Genomic DNA, 16,210 nt, shown 5'->3' with positions numbered 1-16,210 from the left:
ATGCAAAGGCCATGAGCCATTTTGCAAGACCCTGATTTTACCAGCTAAGTGCCTTTCGTTTCAGCACTTAATTGCCTAGCGAACCCATGCCACCATGAAGTTTATCATTAAGTTATTCCCAGAAATCACCATTAAAAGCCAGTCCGTGCGCCTGCGTTTTATCAAAATCCTTACCGGAAACATTCGCAACGTACTTAAACACTACGATGAAAACCTTGCCGTGGTGCGCCACTGGGACCATATCGAAGTACGCGCGCGCGATGAGAGCCAGCGGCCAACGATTATCGGTGAGCTGACGCGTATTCCAGGTATCCACCATATTCTGGAAGTTGAAGACCGTCCTTACACCGATGTACACAACATCTTCGAACAGACGCTTGAACTGACCCGCGAGCGTATCGAAGGGAAATCCTTCTGTGTACGCGTCAAGCGTCGCGGCAAGCATGAGTTCAGCTCACAGGACGTTGAGCGCTACGTTGGCGGCGGCCTGAACCAGCATGTGGCTTCCGCCCGCGTGCAGTTGAATCACCCGGACGTGACGGTCAACCTGGAAATTGAGGGTGACCGCCTGCTGCTGGTAACCGGCCGTTTTGAAGGTATCGGTGGCTTCCCGATCGGAACGCAGGAGGATGTGCTGTCGCTGATCTCCGGTGGGTTTGACTCCGGCGTTTCCAGCTACATGCTGATGCGCCGCGGCTGCCGCGTTCACTACTGCTTCTTCAATCTGGGCGGTGCCGCTCATGAGATTGGCGTACGGCAGGTGGCCCACTATCTGTGGAAGCGCTACGGCAGCTCGCATCGCGTTCGCTTTGTTGCTATTAACTTTGAGCCGGTGGTCGGTGAGATCCTGGAAAAAGTGGATGATGGCCAGATGGGCGTGGTGCTGAAGCGCATGATGGTGCGTGCGGCGTCGAAAGTGGCCGAACGCTACGGCGTGCAGGCGCTGGTCACCGGTGAAGCGCTGGGGCAGGTTTCCAGCCAGACTCTCACCAACCTGCGCTTAATTGATAACGCCAGCGATACCCTGATCCTGCGTCCGCTGATTTCACACGATAAAGAGCACATCATTAATCTGGCGCGTGAAATCGGGACGGAAGACTTTGCCCGCACCATGCCGGAGTACTGTGGTGTGATCTCGAAAAGCCCGACGGTGAAAGCCGTGAAGGCGAAAATTGAAGCGGAAGAGCAGAACTTCGATTTCAGCATCCTCGACCGTATGGTGGAAGAGGCGACCAACGTCGATATCCGCCAGATCGCTGAGAAAACTCAGGAAGAAGTGGTGGAAGTGGAAACCGTGGCGTCATTTAGTGCGAATGACGCGGTGCTGGATATTCGCTCCAACGACGAACAGGATGCCCGTCCGCTTGAGGTTGACGGCGTTGAAGTGAAATCCCTGCCGTTTTACAAGCTGGGTACTCAGTTTGGCGATCTCGACCAGTCGAAAACCTGGCTGCTGTACTGCGAGCGCGGCGTGATGAGCCGTTTGCAGGCGCTGTATCTGCACGAGCAGGGCTTTACCAACGTTAAGATTTATCGCCCTTAACATACGGAATGGCAGCACACTCGCTGTTGCCATTCCCCATCACTCCAGTTGCGGATAGCCAGATTTCTAAGAAGAAGCCCGGATATCCGCGCTGAAATAAATCACGCTCGTTAGCGTTGTTAACGCTTGATGAGTGTACTTTTCCAGTCGTATCGTCAGTCACTCAGCGAGTCGTCATCAACTGGCGCTGATTATTCTTTATAGTCGTAAATTCCCGCCGCCAGTACCATCTGCTCGCCAACCTCACGCGCTTTGTCTTTACCCACCAGTAAATCAATCAGCTTGAGGGCGAAATCAATGGTGGTACCCGGCGCCTGGCTGGTCAGCAGATTCACGCGACGATCCCAGACTACGCGGCGATCCATCCACTTACCTTCGGGAATGGTATCTTTCAGCCCCGGGAAGCCGGTCATATTCCCCACCGGGAACAGGTCGTGTGGGATCAGTACGGTGCCCGGGGTGGCGCACATAGCGGCCACGATGCGGCCGGAAAGGTGAAACTGCCGCACGGTCTCGACCAGCAGCGGGCTGTCGCGAAAACACTCGGCACCCTTCAAGCCGCCCGGCAGGACGATGGCATCGAACTCGTCGTCGGCCACCTGCACCAGCGGGGCATCCGCCAGCAGTCGCACTCCGCGTGAACAGACAATTTCACGATCGCCATTTTCGGCCACGCTCGCGGTGACGACGCGAATGCCCGCGCGCACCAGTAGATCGATGGTGGTAACGGCTTCGGTTTCTTCACTCCCAGGTGCCAGGCAAACCAGCACCGATGCGTTCGCGGTCATAATCTTGTTCCTTACGCTTAATAAATTCAAAAAGACGGCTGTTCTCCGGCGTTACCAGGCCCTGAGCGCGGGCACGACGGATCACGTAGCCGTTGATATAGTCAATTTCCGTACGGCGCTGTGCACGGATATCCTGCAGCATGGAAGAGGTATTGCCCGCCGTGCTGCGGATCACATCCATCACGTAGTCGATCAGCCATTCGCGCGAGATATGCTGGCCTTCTCGTTCCATGACGGCGGCCACTTCATTGCTGAGCGCGTCAATTTCCTCACGGTGCTCCACCAGCTCGCCGTTGGTGCAGTCGTAAAATACGGTGAGTGGGTTAATCACGCAGTTCACCGCCAGCTTCTGCCAGGCCGCAGAGGCGACATTGTTGTGCCAGGCGACATCAGGTAGTGCGGCGTGTAGCGTTTCCGCGAGCTCGCTCATTGCCTCCGCAGCAGGAGAAATGGGTCCGACATGCGTGATCCCGGAGGCAACGTGGACGATCACTGTGCCATCATGCCTGGCCGCATGCGTCGTAACGCCGCGCAGCAATGGCTGACGCAGCGTTTTCAGCTCATCAAGAGTGCCCATGCCGTTGTGCAGCAGCAGCACCGGACAGTTTTCCGGCAGGATAAACTGCAGGTTCTTCACGGCCTCAGATACCTGCCAGGCTTTGAGCGTGACCAGCAGCAGATCGCTTTTCGCGAGAAAGGTCGGATCGTTAGCGATCAGCGTTTTATTGATCGGGGAGCCGTGTAAATCAATCACGTTTACCGAGCAGTAGGGTTGTGGAACCCTTAACCAGCCCTGAACTTCATGCCCCTGTTGTTCAAGAGCAGCAAGCCAGATCTGCCCTAAAGCTCCGCATCCAAGTACGGTAATTTTCATTGTTCCTCCCCGCGGCGGGGTGAGTTAAACAGTTTACCCGCGCATCTGTTGATTATTATAGCTTTCAGCGTCCGCAGTTTTATTTACCCGTGGCAAGCAGGTATTATGCCTGTCACTTTAGTCTCAGGAGAATAGATCATGCCATCTTTCGATATCGTTTCCGAAATTGACATGCAGGAAGTACGCAATGCCGTTGAAAACGCCAACCGCGAAATCGCCACCCGCTTTGATTTCCGTAACGTCCAGGCCAGCTTCGAGCTGAACGAAAAAAACGAATCCATCAAGGTTGCCAGCGAGTCAGATTTCCAGGTGAAACAGCTGCTGGATATCCTGCGTGAAAAACTGCTGAAGCGCGGCATTGAAAATGCGGCGCTGGACGTGCCCGAAGAGATTGAGCACAGCGGTAAAAACTGGAGCGTCGATGCCAAAATGAAAAAAGGCATTGAGAGCGACGTAGCGAAGAAGCTGGTTAAGCTGATCAAAGACAGCAAGCTGAAAGTACAGACCCAGATTCAGGGCGATGAAGTGCGCGTTACCGGTAAGTCACGCGATGACCTGCAGGGTGCAATGGCGCTGGTGCGTAAGGGCGAACTGGGCCAGCCATTCCAGTTCAAAAACTTCCGCGACTAATCCTCACATCGCCTCTCCGTTTGGCGTTTCGGACCGTGATGTAAGGCCCGAGTGCTGAGGTGCAGGTGATATGAGGTTGACTGGCTGGCCCCTGTTCAGGGGCCAGCTGGCACATATTCATTTCGGCGCGAATGGGCCTTGTAGTGGCGTATGAGTCTGAAGCGTTACACCGACCACGGCAGGGCGTTGCATTTGCTGTATTTAGAAACGGTTTACGCCGCTGAAGCAATCAGCTTTTCCAGCGTAGCGCGGCTGGTGACCTTACTGTCGATTTTGACGTAGGCACTCTGCTCTTCCGGCACGATAAACACGGCCGTTACGCCAGGCTCGGTTTTCAGCTTCTGCTCCAGAGCATTTTTATCTAGAGTACAGGCTTCCAGCGTTATCCGCAGGCTGCTGACGTAAGGCGGTTCCTGCATGGTGGTGCTGACCAGCAGCCAGACTGCGGCGATGACGGCACCCACCACAAACACGCTCTGCGCATCGAAGTGACCGAACACCCATCCCCCCATGCTGCCACCGATCGCCACACCGATAAACTGGCTGGTTGAATAAAGCCCCATAGCGGTTCCTTTGAAGCCGGGAGGAGACTCTTTGCTGACCAGCGAGGGCAGAATGGCTTCCATCAGATTAAAGCCGACAAAGAACAGCTGCACGCCGATAACCAGCGTCCAGAAATGTCCACCAGCCAGCCAGAGGACGACTTCTGCCACCAGCATCAGCGCCACGCAGAAGATAAACACGCGCTTCATACGGCGCTTCACTTCGGCGTAAATAATAAAGGGCACCACGCTGACGAAGGCGATAAGCATCGTCACCAGGTACACTTTCCAGTGTTCGGCGGCCGGTAAGCCCGCGCGTTCAAACTGGCCCGGCAGCGCGACAAAGCTCGACATCAGCAAAATGTGCAGGCAGAGAATGCCGAAATTCAGTTTCACCAGGCGGCTGTTTGCCAGCACATCGCGGAAGCTGCCTTTCACCATGCCCGACTCGCGGTTGAGTACGTGACTGGAGGCGGAAGGCACCACCAGCAGGGTAATAACAATGCCTGCCGTTGCCAGCACGGCGATCATCCAGAACAACGCGTGCAGGCCAAACGCATTGGTCACGATCGGCCCCAGCACCATGGCGATAGCGAAGGTAATACCAAAGCTTATGCCGATAAACGCCATCGCTTTGGTGCGGTTCTGCTCGCGCGTTAAATCGGAGAGCAGCGCCATTACCGCTGCGGCTATCGCACCGGAGCCCTGTAGTGCTCGGCCAAGGATTACCCCCCAAATTGAGGTGGTTAATGCGGCAATCACGCTACCAAGAACAAAAATAATCAGTCCGCCGACAATAAGCGGTTTGCGGCCAATACGATCGGAAAGCAGACCAAAGGGGATCTGGAATACGGCCTGGGCTAAACCGTAAATGCCGATGGCCAGCCCGATCAATGCTTCGCTGGCTCCCTGTAAAGCCATGCCATAAGTGGTGAGGACCGGTAACACCATAAACATGCCCAGCATACGCAGGGAAAAAACCGTCCCCAGGCCCCAGGTAGCACGAAGCTCGACCGGGGTCATTTTATTATCGTTCATTACTACCTCATACATTTAGTGCGCATAGTTTATGTGCGAGGGGAGGGCGGGTACAACATTACTTGCGAAGAAGTCGTAACAAAAAGAAAGGGCGCGAAATCGCGCCCTTTATCGTGATGCAGCTTTGCTTACCGGACGTAAGTCAGCAGATCTTTAGAAGCGGGGGTCATAAAATCGACAGACATCATCACGCTCAGCGCGGTGATAGCAACGATTGAAAACACGAACAGTTTACGTGCCCAAACTCGGTCGTTTGAGGTTTTGTAACCTGACAGTGCCATCCCCAGCCACCAGACGCTAACCGCTGCGGCCACCACCAGATATTTATATCCGGCATAACCACCCAGCGTCAGCATCAGCGTGGCAATCATAAACGCCAGGATATACAGCGTAATATGATTTTTCGCGACCGAAATGCCTTTCACCACCGGCAGAACCGGAATGTTGGCTGCCTGGTAATCTTTAAAGCGGAAGATAGCAATCGCATAGGAATGCGGCATCTGCCACAGGCTAAAGATAGCCAGCAGGATCAACGCACCGGCGTCAAACTGATTGGAAACCGCACAGTAGCCGATCACCGGAGGTGCTGCGCCAGAGAGGCTGCCAATCAGGGTGCCGTAGACGGAGTTGCGCTTCATGTACAGGCTGTAAACGCCGACATAAACCACGAAACCCATCACCGCCAGCCACATGGCCAGCGGATTTGCTCCGAAATACAGCATCGCAAAGCCAGCAATACCTAAAACGGTCGCATAAACCAGGCTCAGTTTCGGAGAGATGAGGCCTTTGACCATCACCCGATTCTTGGTTCTCTCCATCTTTTTGTCGATGTCGCGGTCAATGTAGTTGTTATAAACACAACCCGATGCCACCACCAGCGAAACGCCGACAAGGGTGAAGAGAAACAGGGAGTAATCGATGCTGCCTTTAGAAGCCAGCAGGAATCCCCCGATAACAGAAATTAAATTCCCGAAAATAATCCCTGGTTTTGTTACTTGCAGGTATCGCTTAATCATCACAGTAGCTCTGTTAGTGGGTCATCATGTTGTAGTTGAGGTTCCACATGATCCAGAGAGAGCCGACAACAACAATCAGGATGATGATCGCCGCGAAGACGATAGCAACCATATTCCAGCCGCCCTCGGACTTGCTGTCCAGGTGCAGGAAGTACACCAGGTGAACCAGCAGCTGAACAACCGCACACACCAGAACCACCGTCAGCGTAACCGCTTTAGAAGCACCGCCGTCCATAACCATCCAGAACGGGATACCGGTCAGAATGATCGACAGGATAAAGCCGATCATATATGACTTCACGCTACCGTGTGACGCGCCGCCATGTTCGTTTACAGAATGACTCATTACATGGCCCCCATCAGATAAACAATGGTGAATACGCAGATCCAAACCACATCCAGGAAGTGCCAGAACAGGCTCAGGCACATAATACGCGCGCGGTTAGTATCGTTCAGGCCACGCTTGGAAACCTGGAACATCAGCACCAGCATCCAGATCAGGCCAGAGGTCACGTGCAGACCGTGGGTACCAACCAGCGTGAAGAACGCGGAGAGGAAGCCACTACGATCCGGACCGAAGCCCTCTTTGATCAGGTGATGGAATTCATAGATTTCCATCCCGATGAAGCCCAGACCGAACAGGAAGGTCATGAACAACCAACCGAGTACGGCACCTTTCTGGCCTTTGTTCATGTTGATAACTGCAAAACCGTAGGTAATGGAGCTCAACAGAAGCAGGGCGGTTTCAACCAGTACGAACGGCAGCTCAAAGATATCTTTGCCTGCCGGGCCACCGGCGGTGTTGTTAACCATCACACCATACGTCGCAAACAGGGTTGCGAAGATGATGCAGTCACTCATCAGGTAGATCCAGAAGCCAAAGATCTTATTGGCTCCTGCATCGTGATGCCCATGGTCCCCATGGGCGTCGTCGTGGTGATGTTTAGTCAGAGTTTCAGTTGACATTTTTCAGACCTGCTTTGCTAATTTCGTCAAAGTGCTGATTCTCGATTTTTTCGATCTCGGCAACAGGAACGTAGTAATCCACGTCTTCGTCAAAGCTCTTCACAATCCAGGAAACAATCATGCCCAGGAAAGACAGGCCCAACAGCCACCAGATGTGCCAGATTGCTGCAAAACCGAAGATGGTAGCGAACAGAGCAATGATGATACCGGCGCCGCTGTTTTTCGGCATATGAATTTCTTCATAGTGCGTCGGCTGTTTATACGCTTCACCTTTTTCCTTCATTTCCCAGAACGCATCGCGCTCGTGAACGTGAGGAACAACAGCAAAGTTATAGAACGGCGGTGGTGAAGAGGTTGCCCACTCCAGAGTACGTGCACCCCATGGGTCACCGGTCAGGTCACGGTTCTGTTCACGGTCGCGAACGGAAACGTAGAACTGAGTCAGCTGGCAGATAACACCACAGGCAATCAGTGCAGCACCGAATGCAGCCACAACCAGCAGCGGGTGGAACTGAGGATCGATGTCCTGGCTGATACGGCGGGTCATACCCATGAAGCCCAGTGCGTACAGTGGCATAAAGGCAACAAAGAAGCCGATAATCCAGAACCAGAACGCACGGATACCCCATTTTTCATTCAGCGTGAAGCCGAATGCTTTAGGGAACCAGTAGGTCACACCTGCGAAGCAACCGAATACTACACCACCGATAATAACGTTATGGAAGTGAGCAATCAGGAACAGACTGTTGTGCAGAACGAAGTCAGCGCCCGGCACGGCCAGCAGAACCCCGGTCATACCACCTACAGAGAAGGTGACCAGGAAGCCAACGGTCCACAGCATCGCAGAGTGCATCTGAATGCGACCCTGATACATAGTGAACAGCCAGTTGAAGATTTTAACACCGGTCGGGATGGCGATGATCATCGTCATAATACCGAAGAAGGCGTTAACGTTCGCACCCGCACCCATGGTGAAGAAGTGGTGCAGCCAAACGATGAAGGACAGGATGGTAATAACTACCGTTGCCCACACCAGAGAGGTATAACCAAACAGACGCTTTTTAGAGAAGGTTGCAACGATTTCGGAGAACACACCAAATACTGGCAGAACCAGGATGTATACTTCCGGATGACCCCAAACCCAAATCAGGTTGACGTACATCATCATGTTGCCGCCCATATCATTGGTAAAGAAGTGGAAACCAAGATAGCGGTCAAGCGTCAGCAGCGCTAAGGTCACGGTCAGAACCGGGAACGCAGCGATGATCAATACGTTAGTACACAGTGAAGCCCAGGTGAACACCGGCATTTTGAACATAGTCATGCCAGGCGCACGCATTTTCAGGATAGTAACGAAGAAGTTAATACCTGTTAATGTCGTACCAATACCGGATAACTGCAGACTCCATATCCAGTAGTCAACCCCGACCCCCGGACTGTACTCCGCACCGGAAAGTGGTGGATAAGCCAGCCAGCCGGTCTGAGCAAATTCGCCCACGCCCAGTGACAGGTTAACCAGAACCACACCGACAACGGTGAACCAGAAGCTCAGGTTGTTCAGGAACGGGAAGGCCACGTCGCGTGCGCCGATCTGTAGAGGAACAGCAATGTTCATCAGACCAACAACAAACGGCATCGCTACGAAGAAGATCATGATCACGCCGTGGGCGGTGAAGATCTGGTCGTAGTGGTGCGGTGGCAGGAATCCTGCTTCACCTGCAGAGGCAAGCACCTGCTGGCTACGCATCATGACCGCATCGGCAAAGCCACGCAGCAGCATGACGAAGGCCAGGATGATGTACATGATACCGAGTTTTTTGTGGTCGACAGAGGTCAGCCACTCGCTCCAAAGATACTTCCACTTACCGAAGTAAGTGATTGCAGCCACAAGCGCCAGGCCACCAAGAATGATGGCTGCTACCGTAACAACGATAATCGGCTCGTGGAGGGGCACTGCATCCAGTGTTAATTTACCTAACATTGTATTATTCCTCGGCTCCCGCGTGAGCGGAATGGCTCATATCCATACCTTCATGCGATGACATGTCCATACTTCCGCCGTGGTTCATCTGGAACTGATTGATAACATCTAAGAACAGACCAGGTTTCACACTTGAGAAGAATTCAACAGGGTGATTTTCGCTAGGCGCTGCCAGCTTATTAAAATCATCCATAGTCGCGAGTGTAGAGGTTGACTCTTTCGCTTTTGCTACCCACTGCTCGAAGGTTGCTTCGTCAGGAGTGGCAATCGCTTTAAACTTCATACCAGAGAAACCACGACCACTGAAGTTCGAGGAGATACCGTTAAAGGTGCCAGGTTCGTTCGCAATCAGGTGAAGCTTCGTCTGCATTCCGGCCATTGAGTAGATCTGGCTACCAAGAGTAGGAATAAAGAAGGAGTTCATCACTGAGTTAGACGTGATCTTGAAGTTAACTGGGCGATTAGCGGGGAACGCAATCTGGTTGACGGTTGCAATACCCTGTTCCGGGTAAATGAACAGCCATTTCCAGTCAAGCGAAACAACCTCAATCTCAACAGGCTTCTGATCGGAAACCAGCGGCTTGCTTGGCTCCAGCGCGTGGGTAGATTTCCACGTCAGAATACCAAGGAAAACAATGATTAAGATTGGCACAGTCCAGACAACGGCTTCAACTTTGTTAGAGTGTGACCAGTTTGGGCTGTATTTCGCATTGGTGTTTGATGCCCGATATTTCCAGGCGAACACCACGGCCATTAAGACTGCCGGGATAACGACGATCAACATCAGGCCGAAAGCCGTCAGTATCAGCGAACGTTGCTCCATTGCAATCTGTCCTTTGGGATTTAACAGTGCACTATCACAACCACTTAACAAAATGGTGCCTGCGATTAATGACAAAATCCCCAAACTTTTATTGTATTTACTGAGTCTCATTTAACGACCTCAATGACAAGGGCTCTATTGTCGTTTAAGTGTGGCGGCATTTTACGGGAAGGTTTCAGTACTGTAAACCTGCAACAGGTTGTGTCAGCGAGGTGTTGACACCTTTTGCCAAGGCTGTCACATATGTTGCTGGCGGTGACAAAATATTAATGGCAGCAATGGGTTGGAGGCAATATAACAAAATTCTATGAAAAAAAGTCGGGTCAAAATCCAGACGCTATAACCAGACGGTTATTGATCCAATTATTTAACAAGTCCTTATCAATTGTGTGATAATAAACGGCATAAAACTAATTACGCACCGGGTTTTAATACTCTTCATTTAAAAATATTTTGCGTGTAAAACTTTTCTAATCCCCCTCAAAAAGCCAAAAAATTTTATTTTTATTCAACTGGCAGTTGTAGCCAAAATCTGCCAGGTAAAAATAATCCAGGCAGGTGTTACAATTGCCTGGATTATTGTTATTAAATTGTTATGGAAATAATTTCCTTAACAAATCAAATTTATCAGCTTAAACGACGATTTAATCGGCACTGAAAGACAATTTTCGGCCTGCCAAAAAATCGAGTAACGTTCCTGCCCCAATGCCTGCCAACATCAGTGAAACAGCTGTTTTTAACAGTCCGGAAACAATAACATCAGGCACGGTTAAATCCGATGCATTTAGTGCCAGGGCGATCAGCCAGAGAATCAACAGTAGCGATCCGAGCACCAAACTGCGCAGGGCCCAGCGGTATGCATTGGGAAATGCAGTGCGCGGTGGAAAGTCTGGATGTTTCTGCGCGTATTCAAGCGTTGATCGGCAGCCCGCTAACAGGAGCAGCCCGGGAAGCGCTGCAACGACCGAGAAAGCGTAAAAGGTCGGCCAGCCCCAGCCATCAACAAACCAGCCAGCAACCGGCCCAACATACACTCGCCCAACGGCAGACAGGGCAGAGAGCAGAGCGAACTGGGTTGCTGAAAACGAGCGGTTGCATAGCGTCATCAGTAGTGCGACAAATGCCGCCGTGCCCATTCCGCCACAGAGGTTTTCCACGGTTACCGCCGCCGCCATGCTGTAAAGGTGTTTATCCGTCACCGACAGAATCCAGTAACCCAGATTGGAAACGGCCTGCAGGATGCCGAACAGCATCAACGCGCGGAACAGGCTCAGACGCTGCATCAGTACTCCGCCGACCAGCGCACCAACAATGGTCGCTATCAATCCCAGCGTTTTATTGATCAGGCCGACATCGCCCGCGTCAAAGCCCACGCCGCGGATCAGAAAAATGGTGGTCAGGCTGGCCGCAAAGGCATCGCCCAGCTTGTAGAGCACAATCAGTGACAGAATCAGCCACGCATTGTTGCGATTAAAGAAATCGCGCAGCGGAGCAACGACCGCCTGTTCCAGATTTCGCGGCACATCAATCGAGCTGTCCGGTTCCTTTGCCAGGAGGGTGGCAATCACACCGGGCACCATCATCAGCGCCATCAGCCACCAGATGGCCTGCCAGCCGAGGTAACGGTCGGCCAGCCAGAGCGCCAGGCCGCCGGAAACCAGCATCGCCAGTCGGTAACCCAGCACGCTGATGGCGGCACCGTTACCGCGTTCGGCCGCGCTCAGTACATCGGTTTTCCACGCATCAAAAACAATATCCTGCGAGGCGGAACAGAAAGCGATCAGCACCGCCAGCGCTGCCAGCAATGTCAGATCGCGTGAAGGCTGTAAAAAGCCCATCATGGCAATGCCGACGATAAGCAGCAATTGGGTAATCAGTAGCCAGCCGCGTCGACGGCCAAGAAATGGCGGCGTATAGCGATCCATCAGCGGTGACCAGAGAAACTTAAACACGTAAGCCTGGCCGACCAGTGAGAAGAAACCGATAGTTTTGATATCGACATTTTCAACCGCCATCCACGCCTGCAGAGTGCCGGAGGTTAATGCCAGGGGAAGGCCGGATGCGAAACCAAGTAATAAAAGGAGGGCGGAGTTGCGCCGGGTGAAAATCTGTAAATAGTGATTGGGCATACGGACCTTAAAGTCAGGCCCGCTATCCCGGCGGGCCTGCAATGATTAACGAGAGTTTTGCTTGATGAACTCGCTGACCGACGTGTCCTGAGCCATATCGGCAATCACGTCACCCAGTGTTGCGTTAACCGCATTGGTAATTTTTTCGTTGCTGGCGTTGAAAGCACCTTCCACGCTGTAGACCTGGCGATAGTTTTTCACCTGTTTATTGCCGTTTTTAGCGGTAGCAATAATCGAAATATCGGCCTTGGTGGTAATGCTGTAGCGGACGTTGCCCTGAGTCACGTCGGCATAAAGATTGTTCACCACGATTTGCAGGTCGACTGCACCGCTTGGACCAACCATATAGCCACGGGCGGTCATCTGTTTCTCCAGGCTTTCCTGCAGCAGGAAGCGCAGATCGCGTGAAGGAGTCAGTGTGATCAGCTGACCGTCACGGTTCACTTTTGCCAGTGCCTGGTCGGTGCGCTGATCGGCTCCGTTGATACTGATGGTTACGCCCATCAGGCCTGGGTCCTGCTGGGGCAGCTTAATTTTAGGTGAAATATCAAGCGTGTTGCTGCTTGTCGCACAGCCAGCCAGCATAAACATGGCCAGCAGGGGGAACAGTAATTTTTTTAACATGCTTATTTTCTCGGTAACGTGAGTTGTATTGCTGAAAAAACTCCGGCCATCATAACATCGCCTGAAGTCAGGGGAAGCCCCGATAGCGCGTAAATTCATCGCGTTGTCGTATTTTCGGACGACTGAACGCTTGAGGCTTGGACTGCAATCAGGCCTGAGCGTTTCACGCCCGATAAGTAAAAATGTTGGCTGATTTGAAAATTTCGTTAAAGTGCATCGGGTTTGCATAAAAAACGACTAACATTTAAAGAGATGGGGCGCAGTTCTCTGCTGGAGAGGAGTTCGGTTATGATCCGTGAACAAATAGAAGAAAAGTTACGTACGGCATTTTCACCGGTGCACCTTGAGGTCCATGACGAAAGCTATCGTCACAACGTCCCTGCGGGGGCGGAAAGTCACTTCAAGGTGGTGATCGTCAGTGACAGTTTTATCGACCAGCGTTTCCTGGTACGGCACCGTGCGATTTACGGGGTGCTGGCTGATGAACTGGCAGGAAGCGTCCATGCACTGGCGTTGCACAGCTACACGGTCAAAGAGTGGGAAAGCCTGCAGGATACCGTGCCCGCCTCGCCTAACTGTCGGGGTGCCGGAACGCTGGCATAACGGTTTATCACCCTTCAATACCAAACGGCCTCTGGGCCGTTTTTTCGTTCATAGCGGCTAAAAAACCGCAGCACTCATCAAATTCTTGCGGTTTCATCGCAAAAATGTAAAAAGTAGCGTGCGTCGGGGGAGTGTGCAGCCTCGACTCGCTTAGACGTTGCCGCTATAATGCGGCGTCTATTTTTTCACAGAATGTCTTCGGGACGCTTCTGTTAACAGGGAATGCGGTTCTGGCATCAGAAGCCGTCCCGGTTCTTAGATTCATTCAGTTATCGGTGTTTCCACCGTAGCAGGGTGCATCTGAAGTTGACCGAGCACGTGATTTTTTGAGGTAATAAGATGCAAGCTTCAGTAGAAACAACTCAGGGCCTGGGCCGTCGCGTAACGATTACCGTTCCTAAAGACGTGATCGAAACTGCAGTTAAAAACGAACTGGTTAGCGTAGCTAAGAAAGTACGTATCGACGGTTTCCGTAAAGGTAAAGTGCCGATGACCGTCGTTGCACAGCGTTACGGTGCCTCCGTTCGTCAGGACGTGCTGGGCGATTTGATGCAGCGCAACTTTGTTGATGCGATCATCAAAGAAAAAATCAATCCGGCTGGTGCACCAAACTACGTACCGGGCGAATACAAAATCGGTGAAGACTTCACTTTCTCTGCTGAGTTTGAAGTGTATCCGGAAGTTGAGCTGCAGGGGCTGGAAGCAATCGAAGTTGAAAAACCGGTTGTAGAAGTCACTGACGAAGACGTTGATGCCATGCTGGATACCCTGCGTAAGCAGCAGGCGACCTGGAAAGAAACCGACGCAGCTGCTGGCGCGGAAGATCGCGCAACCATCGATTTCACCGGTTCTGTGGACGGCGAAGAGTTCGAAGGCGGCAAAGCATCTGATTTCGTACTGGCAATGGGCCAGGGTCGTATGATCCCAGGCTTCGAAGAAGGCGTTGTTGGCCATAAAGCCGGTGAAACCTTCACTATCGACGTTAACTTCCCGGAAGATTACCACGCTGAAAACCTGAAAGGTAAAGCAGCGAAGTTTGAAATCGTGCTGAAGAAAGTTGAAGAGCGTGAGCTGCCAGAATTTACCGAAGAGTTCATCAAGCGTTTCGGCGTGGCTGATGGTTCTCTGGCTGGTCTGCGTACCGAAGTACGTAAGAACATGCAGCGTGAACTGAAAGGCGCCGTGCGTAACCGCGTGAAGTCTCAGGCTATCGACGGCCTGGTTGCGGCTAACGACATCGACGTTCCTGCTGCTCTGATCGACGGCGAAATCGACGTGCTGAAGCGTCAGGCTGCACAGCGCTTTGGCGGTAACGAGAAGCAGGCTCTGGAACTGCCTCGTGAACTGTTCGAAGAGCAGGCAAAACGCCGCGTAGTGGTTGGTCTGCTGCTGGGTGAAGTGATTCGTACCCACGAGCTGAAAGCTGACGAAGACCGCGTTAAAGCGCTGATCGAAGAAATGGCTTCTGCTTACGAAGATCCATCAGAAGTTATTGAGTTCTACAGCAAAAACACCGAGCTGATGAACAATATGCGTAACGTTGCGCTGGAAGAGCAGGCTGTTGAAGCCGTGCTGGAAAAAGCGAAAGTGACTGAGAAAGCCACTAACTTCCAGGAACTGATGAACCAGACCGCTCAGGCCTGATTTAACTTTACTGGTTGTTCAACGAAAGCCCGCAGCCATTGGCTGCGGGCTTTTGCTATTTAATGAACTGGAATCGACTGCTTTTGCTGACAATTTGTCTATTTATTCCGCAAATTGTCGCCTGAGCCAATATTCCTGGTTAGCAGTTGATAAAAACGTTGTTATGCTTGAAATAGCGGGGCAATATCCCCAGATTGTTATCACTGGCATACGAGTTCATCAGAGTATGCAACGATGCTATCAGGCCTGTTGAGCGCCCGGGTAGCTTCGGCGGAAAGGACCGGAATCATAGTGTTCCCGATCGCTCTCAAGTAGAATCGCTGCGGAGTGTGGCCAAATGAAATGTATCAGGAGACGATAATGTCATACAGTGGCGAACGTGAATTAACTGCACCTCAGATGGCTTTAGTGCCAATGGTTGTTGAACAGACCTCTCGTGGAGAGCGCTCTTACGACATCTACTCGCGCCTGCTCAAAGAACGCATCATTTTCCTGACCGGTCAGGTTGAAGACCATATGGCTAATCTGATCGTGGCCCAGATGCTGTTCCTGGAAGCAGAGAATCCGGAAAAAGACATTCACCTGTACATTAACTCTCCTGGTGGCGTTATCACTGCCGGGATGTCGATTTATGACACCATGCAGTTTATCAAACCTGACGTCAGCACAATCTGTATGGGACAGGCCTGCTCAATGGGCGCATTCTTGCTGACCGCTGGCGCAAAAGGCAAACGTTACTGCCTGCCAAACTCACGCGTGATGATTCACCAGCCGCTGGGCGGTTTCCAGGGGCAGGCTTCTGACATCGATATTCATGCGCGTGAAATTATCAAAACGAAACAGATGATGAATGAACTGATGGCGAAGCACACCGGCCAGAGCGTGGAAACGATTGAACGTGACACTAACCGCGATCGTTTCCTGTCGGCGGCTGAAGCCGTAGAGTATGGATTAGTTGATTCCGTACTGGCTCAGCGCAACTGATCTGTTTTGCCATGTATCCGTCGCC

Annotated in this window: 15 protein-coding genes; 5 read left to right on the top strand and 10 right to left on the bottom strand. The window is 52.2% G+C overall.

Features of this window, described 5'->3' with window-relative positions:
• Positions 1-94 precede the first annotated feature (94 nt).
• Entirely contained in the window at positions 95-1,543 is a 1,449-nt protein-coding gene (gene thiI / locus OMR58_RS16840) for a tRNA uracil 4-sulfurtransferase ThiI (RefSeq protein ID WP_264546461.1), read from the top strand.
• Between the two features lie 191 nt (positions 1,544-1,734).
• On the opposite strand, the gene yajL is transcribed toward thiI, so the two are convergent.
• Together yajL and panE are read right to left on the bottom strand one after the other, a co-directional pair.
• Positions 1,735-2,331, bottom strand: coding sequence for a protein deglycase YajL (yajL, locus tag OMR58_RS16835; protein WP_200560029.1), 597 nt, complete (start codon positions 2,329-2,331; stop codon positions 1,735-1,737).
• On the bottom strand, positions 2,285-3,205 hold the full coding sequence (gene panE / locus OMR58_RS16830; protein ID WP_105590787.1) for a 2-dehydropantoate 2-reductase: 921 nt from the start codon (positions 3,203-3,205) through the stop codon (positions 2,285-2,287). Before panE ends, yajL begins: the two co-directional genes overlap by 47 nt.
• Before the next feature lie 138 nt (positions 3,206-3,343).
• Here panE and OMR58_RS16825 point away from each other — a divergent pair, with 138 nt between their 5' ends.
• Positions 3,344-3,835, top strand: a complete 492-nt coding sequence (locus OMR58_RS16825) for a YajQ family cyclic di-GMP-binding protein (RefSeq protein WP_105590788.1) — start codon at positions 3,344-3,346, stop codon at positions 3,833-3,835.
• A gap of 212 nt (positions 3,836-4,047) precedes the next feature.
• On the opposite strand, the gene OMR58_RS16820 is transcribed toward OMR58_RS16825, so the two are convergent.
• The 8 genes from OMR58_RS16820 to OMR58_RS16785 all read right to left on the bottom strand — a co-directional run bounded on the left by OMR58_RS16820 (position 4,048) and on the right by OMR58_RS16785 (position 12,954).
• Positions 4,048-5,415, bottom strand: coding sequence for an MFS transporter (locus tag OMR58_RS16820; protein WP_264546460.1), 1,368 nt, complete (start codon positions 5,413-5,415; stop codon positions 4,048-4,050).
• 128 nt (positions 5,416-5,543) lie between these two features.
• Positions 5,544-6,431, bottom strand: a complete 888-nt coding sequence (cyoE, locus tag OMR58_RS16815; protein ID WP_123335681.1) for a heme o synthase — start codon at positions 6,429-6,431, stop codon at positions 5,544-5,546.
• Between the two features lie 13 nt (positions 6,432-6,444).
• A complete protein-coding gene (locus OMR58_RS16810) occupies positions 6,445-6,777 on the bottom strand; it encodes a cytochrome o ubiquinol oxidase subunit IV (protein ID WP_105590791.1) in 333 nt (110 codons plus the stop codon).
• A complete protein-coding gene (locus OMR58_RS16805) occupies positions 6,777-7,397 on the bottom strand; it encodes a cytochrome o ubiquinol oxidase subunit III (RefSeq protein ID WP_105590792.1) in 621 nt (206 codons plus the stop codon). The genes OMR58_RS16810 and OMR58_RS16805 overlap by 1 nt, the downstream gene beginning before the upstream one ends.
• Positions 7,387-9,378, bottom strand: a complete 1,992-nt coding sequence (gene cyoB / locus OMR58_RS16800; RefSeq protein ID WP_200560027.1) for a cytochrome o ubiquinol oxidase subunit I — start codon at positions 9,376-9,378, stop codon at positions 7,387-7,389. Before cyoB ends, OMR58_RS16805 begins: the two co-directional genes overlap by 11 nt.
• A gap of 4 nt (positions 9,379-9,382) precedes the next feature.
• Positions 9,383-10,312: a cytochrome o ubiquinol oxidase subunit II gene (gene cyoA / locus OMR58_RS16795; RefSeq protein ID WP_105590794.1), complete on the bottom strand. Its 930-nt coding sequence runs from the start codon at positions 10,310-10,312 to the stop codon at positions 9,383-9,385.
• A gap of 533 nt (positions 10,313-10,845) precedes the next feature.
• Complete coding sequence (gene ampG / locus OMR58_RS16790; RefSeq protein WP_264546459.1) at positions 10,846-12,330, bottom strand: muropeptide MFS transporter AmpG; 1,485 nt, start codon at positions 12,328-12,330, stop codon at positions 10,846-10,848.
• Between the two features lie 45 nt (positions 12,331-12,375).
• Positions 12,376-12,954 carry a lipoprotein gene (locus tag OMR58_RS16785; protein WP_105590796.1) on the bottom strand — a complete coding sequence of 193 codons (579 nt, stop codon included), beginning with the start codon at positions 12,952-12,954 and terminating at the stop codon, positions 12,376-12,378.
• Positions 12,955-13,242: 288 nt separating this feature from the next.
• Here OMR58_RS16785 and bolA point away from each other — a divergent pair, with 288 nt between their 5' ends.
• From bolA to clpP, 3 genes are all read left to right on the top strand, one after another.
• A complete protein-coding gene (gene bolA, locus OMR58_RS16780) occupies positions 13,243-13,557 on the top strand; it encodes a transcriptional regulator BolA (RefSeq protein ID WP_105590797.1) in 315 nt (104 codons plus the stop codon).
• 339 nt (positions 13,558-13,896) lie between these two features.
• Positions 13,897-15,201: a trigger factor gene (gene tig, locus OMR58_RS16775; RefSeq protein ID WP_105590798.1), complete on the top strand. Its 1,305-nt coding sequence runs from the start codon at positions 13,897-13,899 to the stop codon at positions 15,199-15,201.
• 360 nt (positions 15,202-15,561) lie between these two features.
• The gene (gene clpP, locus OMR58_RS16770) at positions 15,562-16,185 is read left to right on the top strand and encodes an ATP-dependent Clp endopeptidase proteolytic subunit ClpP (RefSeq protein ID WP_105590799.1); all 624 of its coding nucleotides are present in this window, start codon (positions 15,562-15,564) and stop codon (positions 16,183-16,185) included.
• The last annotated feature ends 25 nt before the right edge of the window (positions 16,186-16,210 follow it).

It is taken from the genome of Erwinia sp. INIA01 (assembly GCF_025947915.1).
GTDB classification, from domain to species: Bacteria; Pseudomonadota; Gammaproteobacteria; order Enterobacterales; family Enterobacteriaceae; genus Erwinia; species Erwinia coffeiphila.
This window is presented reverse-complemented; position numbering and strand designations above follow the sequence as displayed.

What these genes read in the sequence shown, in the direction of transcription:
- thiI (WP_264546461.1), top strand. Translation starts at nt 95, where the DNA reads ATGAAGTTTATCATTAAGTTATTCCCAGAAATCACCATTAAAAGCCAG.
- yajL (WP_200560029.1), bottom strand. Translation starts at nt 2,331, where the DNA reads ATGACCGCGAACGCATCGGTGCTGGTTTGCCTGGCACCTGGGAGTGAA.
- panE (WP_105590787.1), bottom strand. Translation starts at nt 3,205, where the DNA reads ATGAAAATTACCGTACTTGGATGCGGAGCTTTAGGGCAGATCTGGCTT.
- OMR58_RS16825 (WP_105590788.1), top strand. Translation starts at nt 3,344, where the DNA reads ATGCCATCTTTCGATATCGTTTCCGAAATTGACATGCAGGAAGTACGC.
- OMR58_RS16820 (WP_264546460.1), bottom strand. Translation starts at nt 5,415, where the DNA reads ATGAACGATAATAAAATGACCCCGGTCGAGCTTCGTGCTACCTGGGGC.
- cyoE (WP_123335681.1), bottom strand. Translation starts at nt 6,431, where the DNA reads ATGATTAAGCGATACCTGCAAGTAACAAAACCAGGGATTATTTTCGGG.
- OMR58_RS16810 (WP_105590791.1), bottom strand. Translation starts at nt 6,777, where the DNA reads ATGAGTCATTCTGTAAACGAACATGGCGGCGCGTCACACGGTAGCGTG.
- OMR58_RS16805 (WP_105590792.1), bottom strand. Translation starts at nt 7,397, where the DNA reads ATGTCAACTGAAACTCTGACTAAACATCACCACGACGACGCCCATGGG.
- cyoB (WP_200560027.1), bottom strand. Translation starts at nt 9,378, where the DNA reads ATGTTAGGTAAATTAACACTGGATGCAGTGCCCCTCCACGAGCCGATT.
- cyoA (WP_105590794.1), bottom strand. Translation starts at nt 10,312, where the DNA reads ATGAGACTCAGTAAATACAATAAAAGTTTGGGGATTTTGTCATTAATC.
- ampG (WP_264546459.1), bottom strand. Translation starts at nt 12,330, where the DNA reads ATGCCCAATCACTATTTACAGATTTTCACCCGGCGCAACTCCGCCCTC.
- OMR58_RS16785 (WP_105590796.1), bottom strand. Translation starts at nt 12,954, where the DNA reads ATGTTAAAAAAATTACTGTTCCCCCTGCTGGCCATGTTTATGCTGGCT.
- bolA (WP_105590797.1), top strand. Translation starts at nt 13,243, where the DNA reads ATGATCCGTGAACAAATAGAAGAAAAGTTACGTACGGCATTTTCACCG.
- tig (WP_105590798.1), top strand. Translation starts at nt 13,897, where the DNA reads ATGCAAGCTTCAGTAGAAACAACTCAGGGCCTGGGCCGTCGCGTAACG.
- clpP (WP_105590799.1), top strand. Translation starts at nt 15,562, where the DNA reads ATGTCATACAGTGGCGAACGTGAATTAACTGCACCTCAGATGGCTTTA.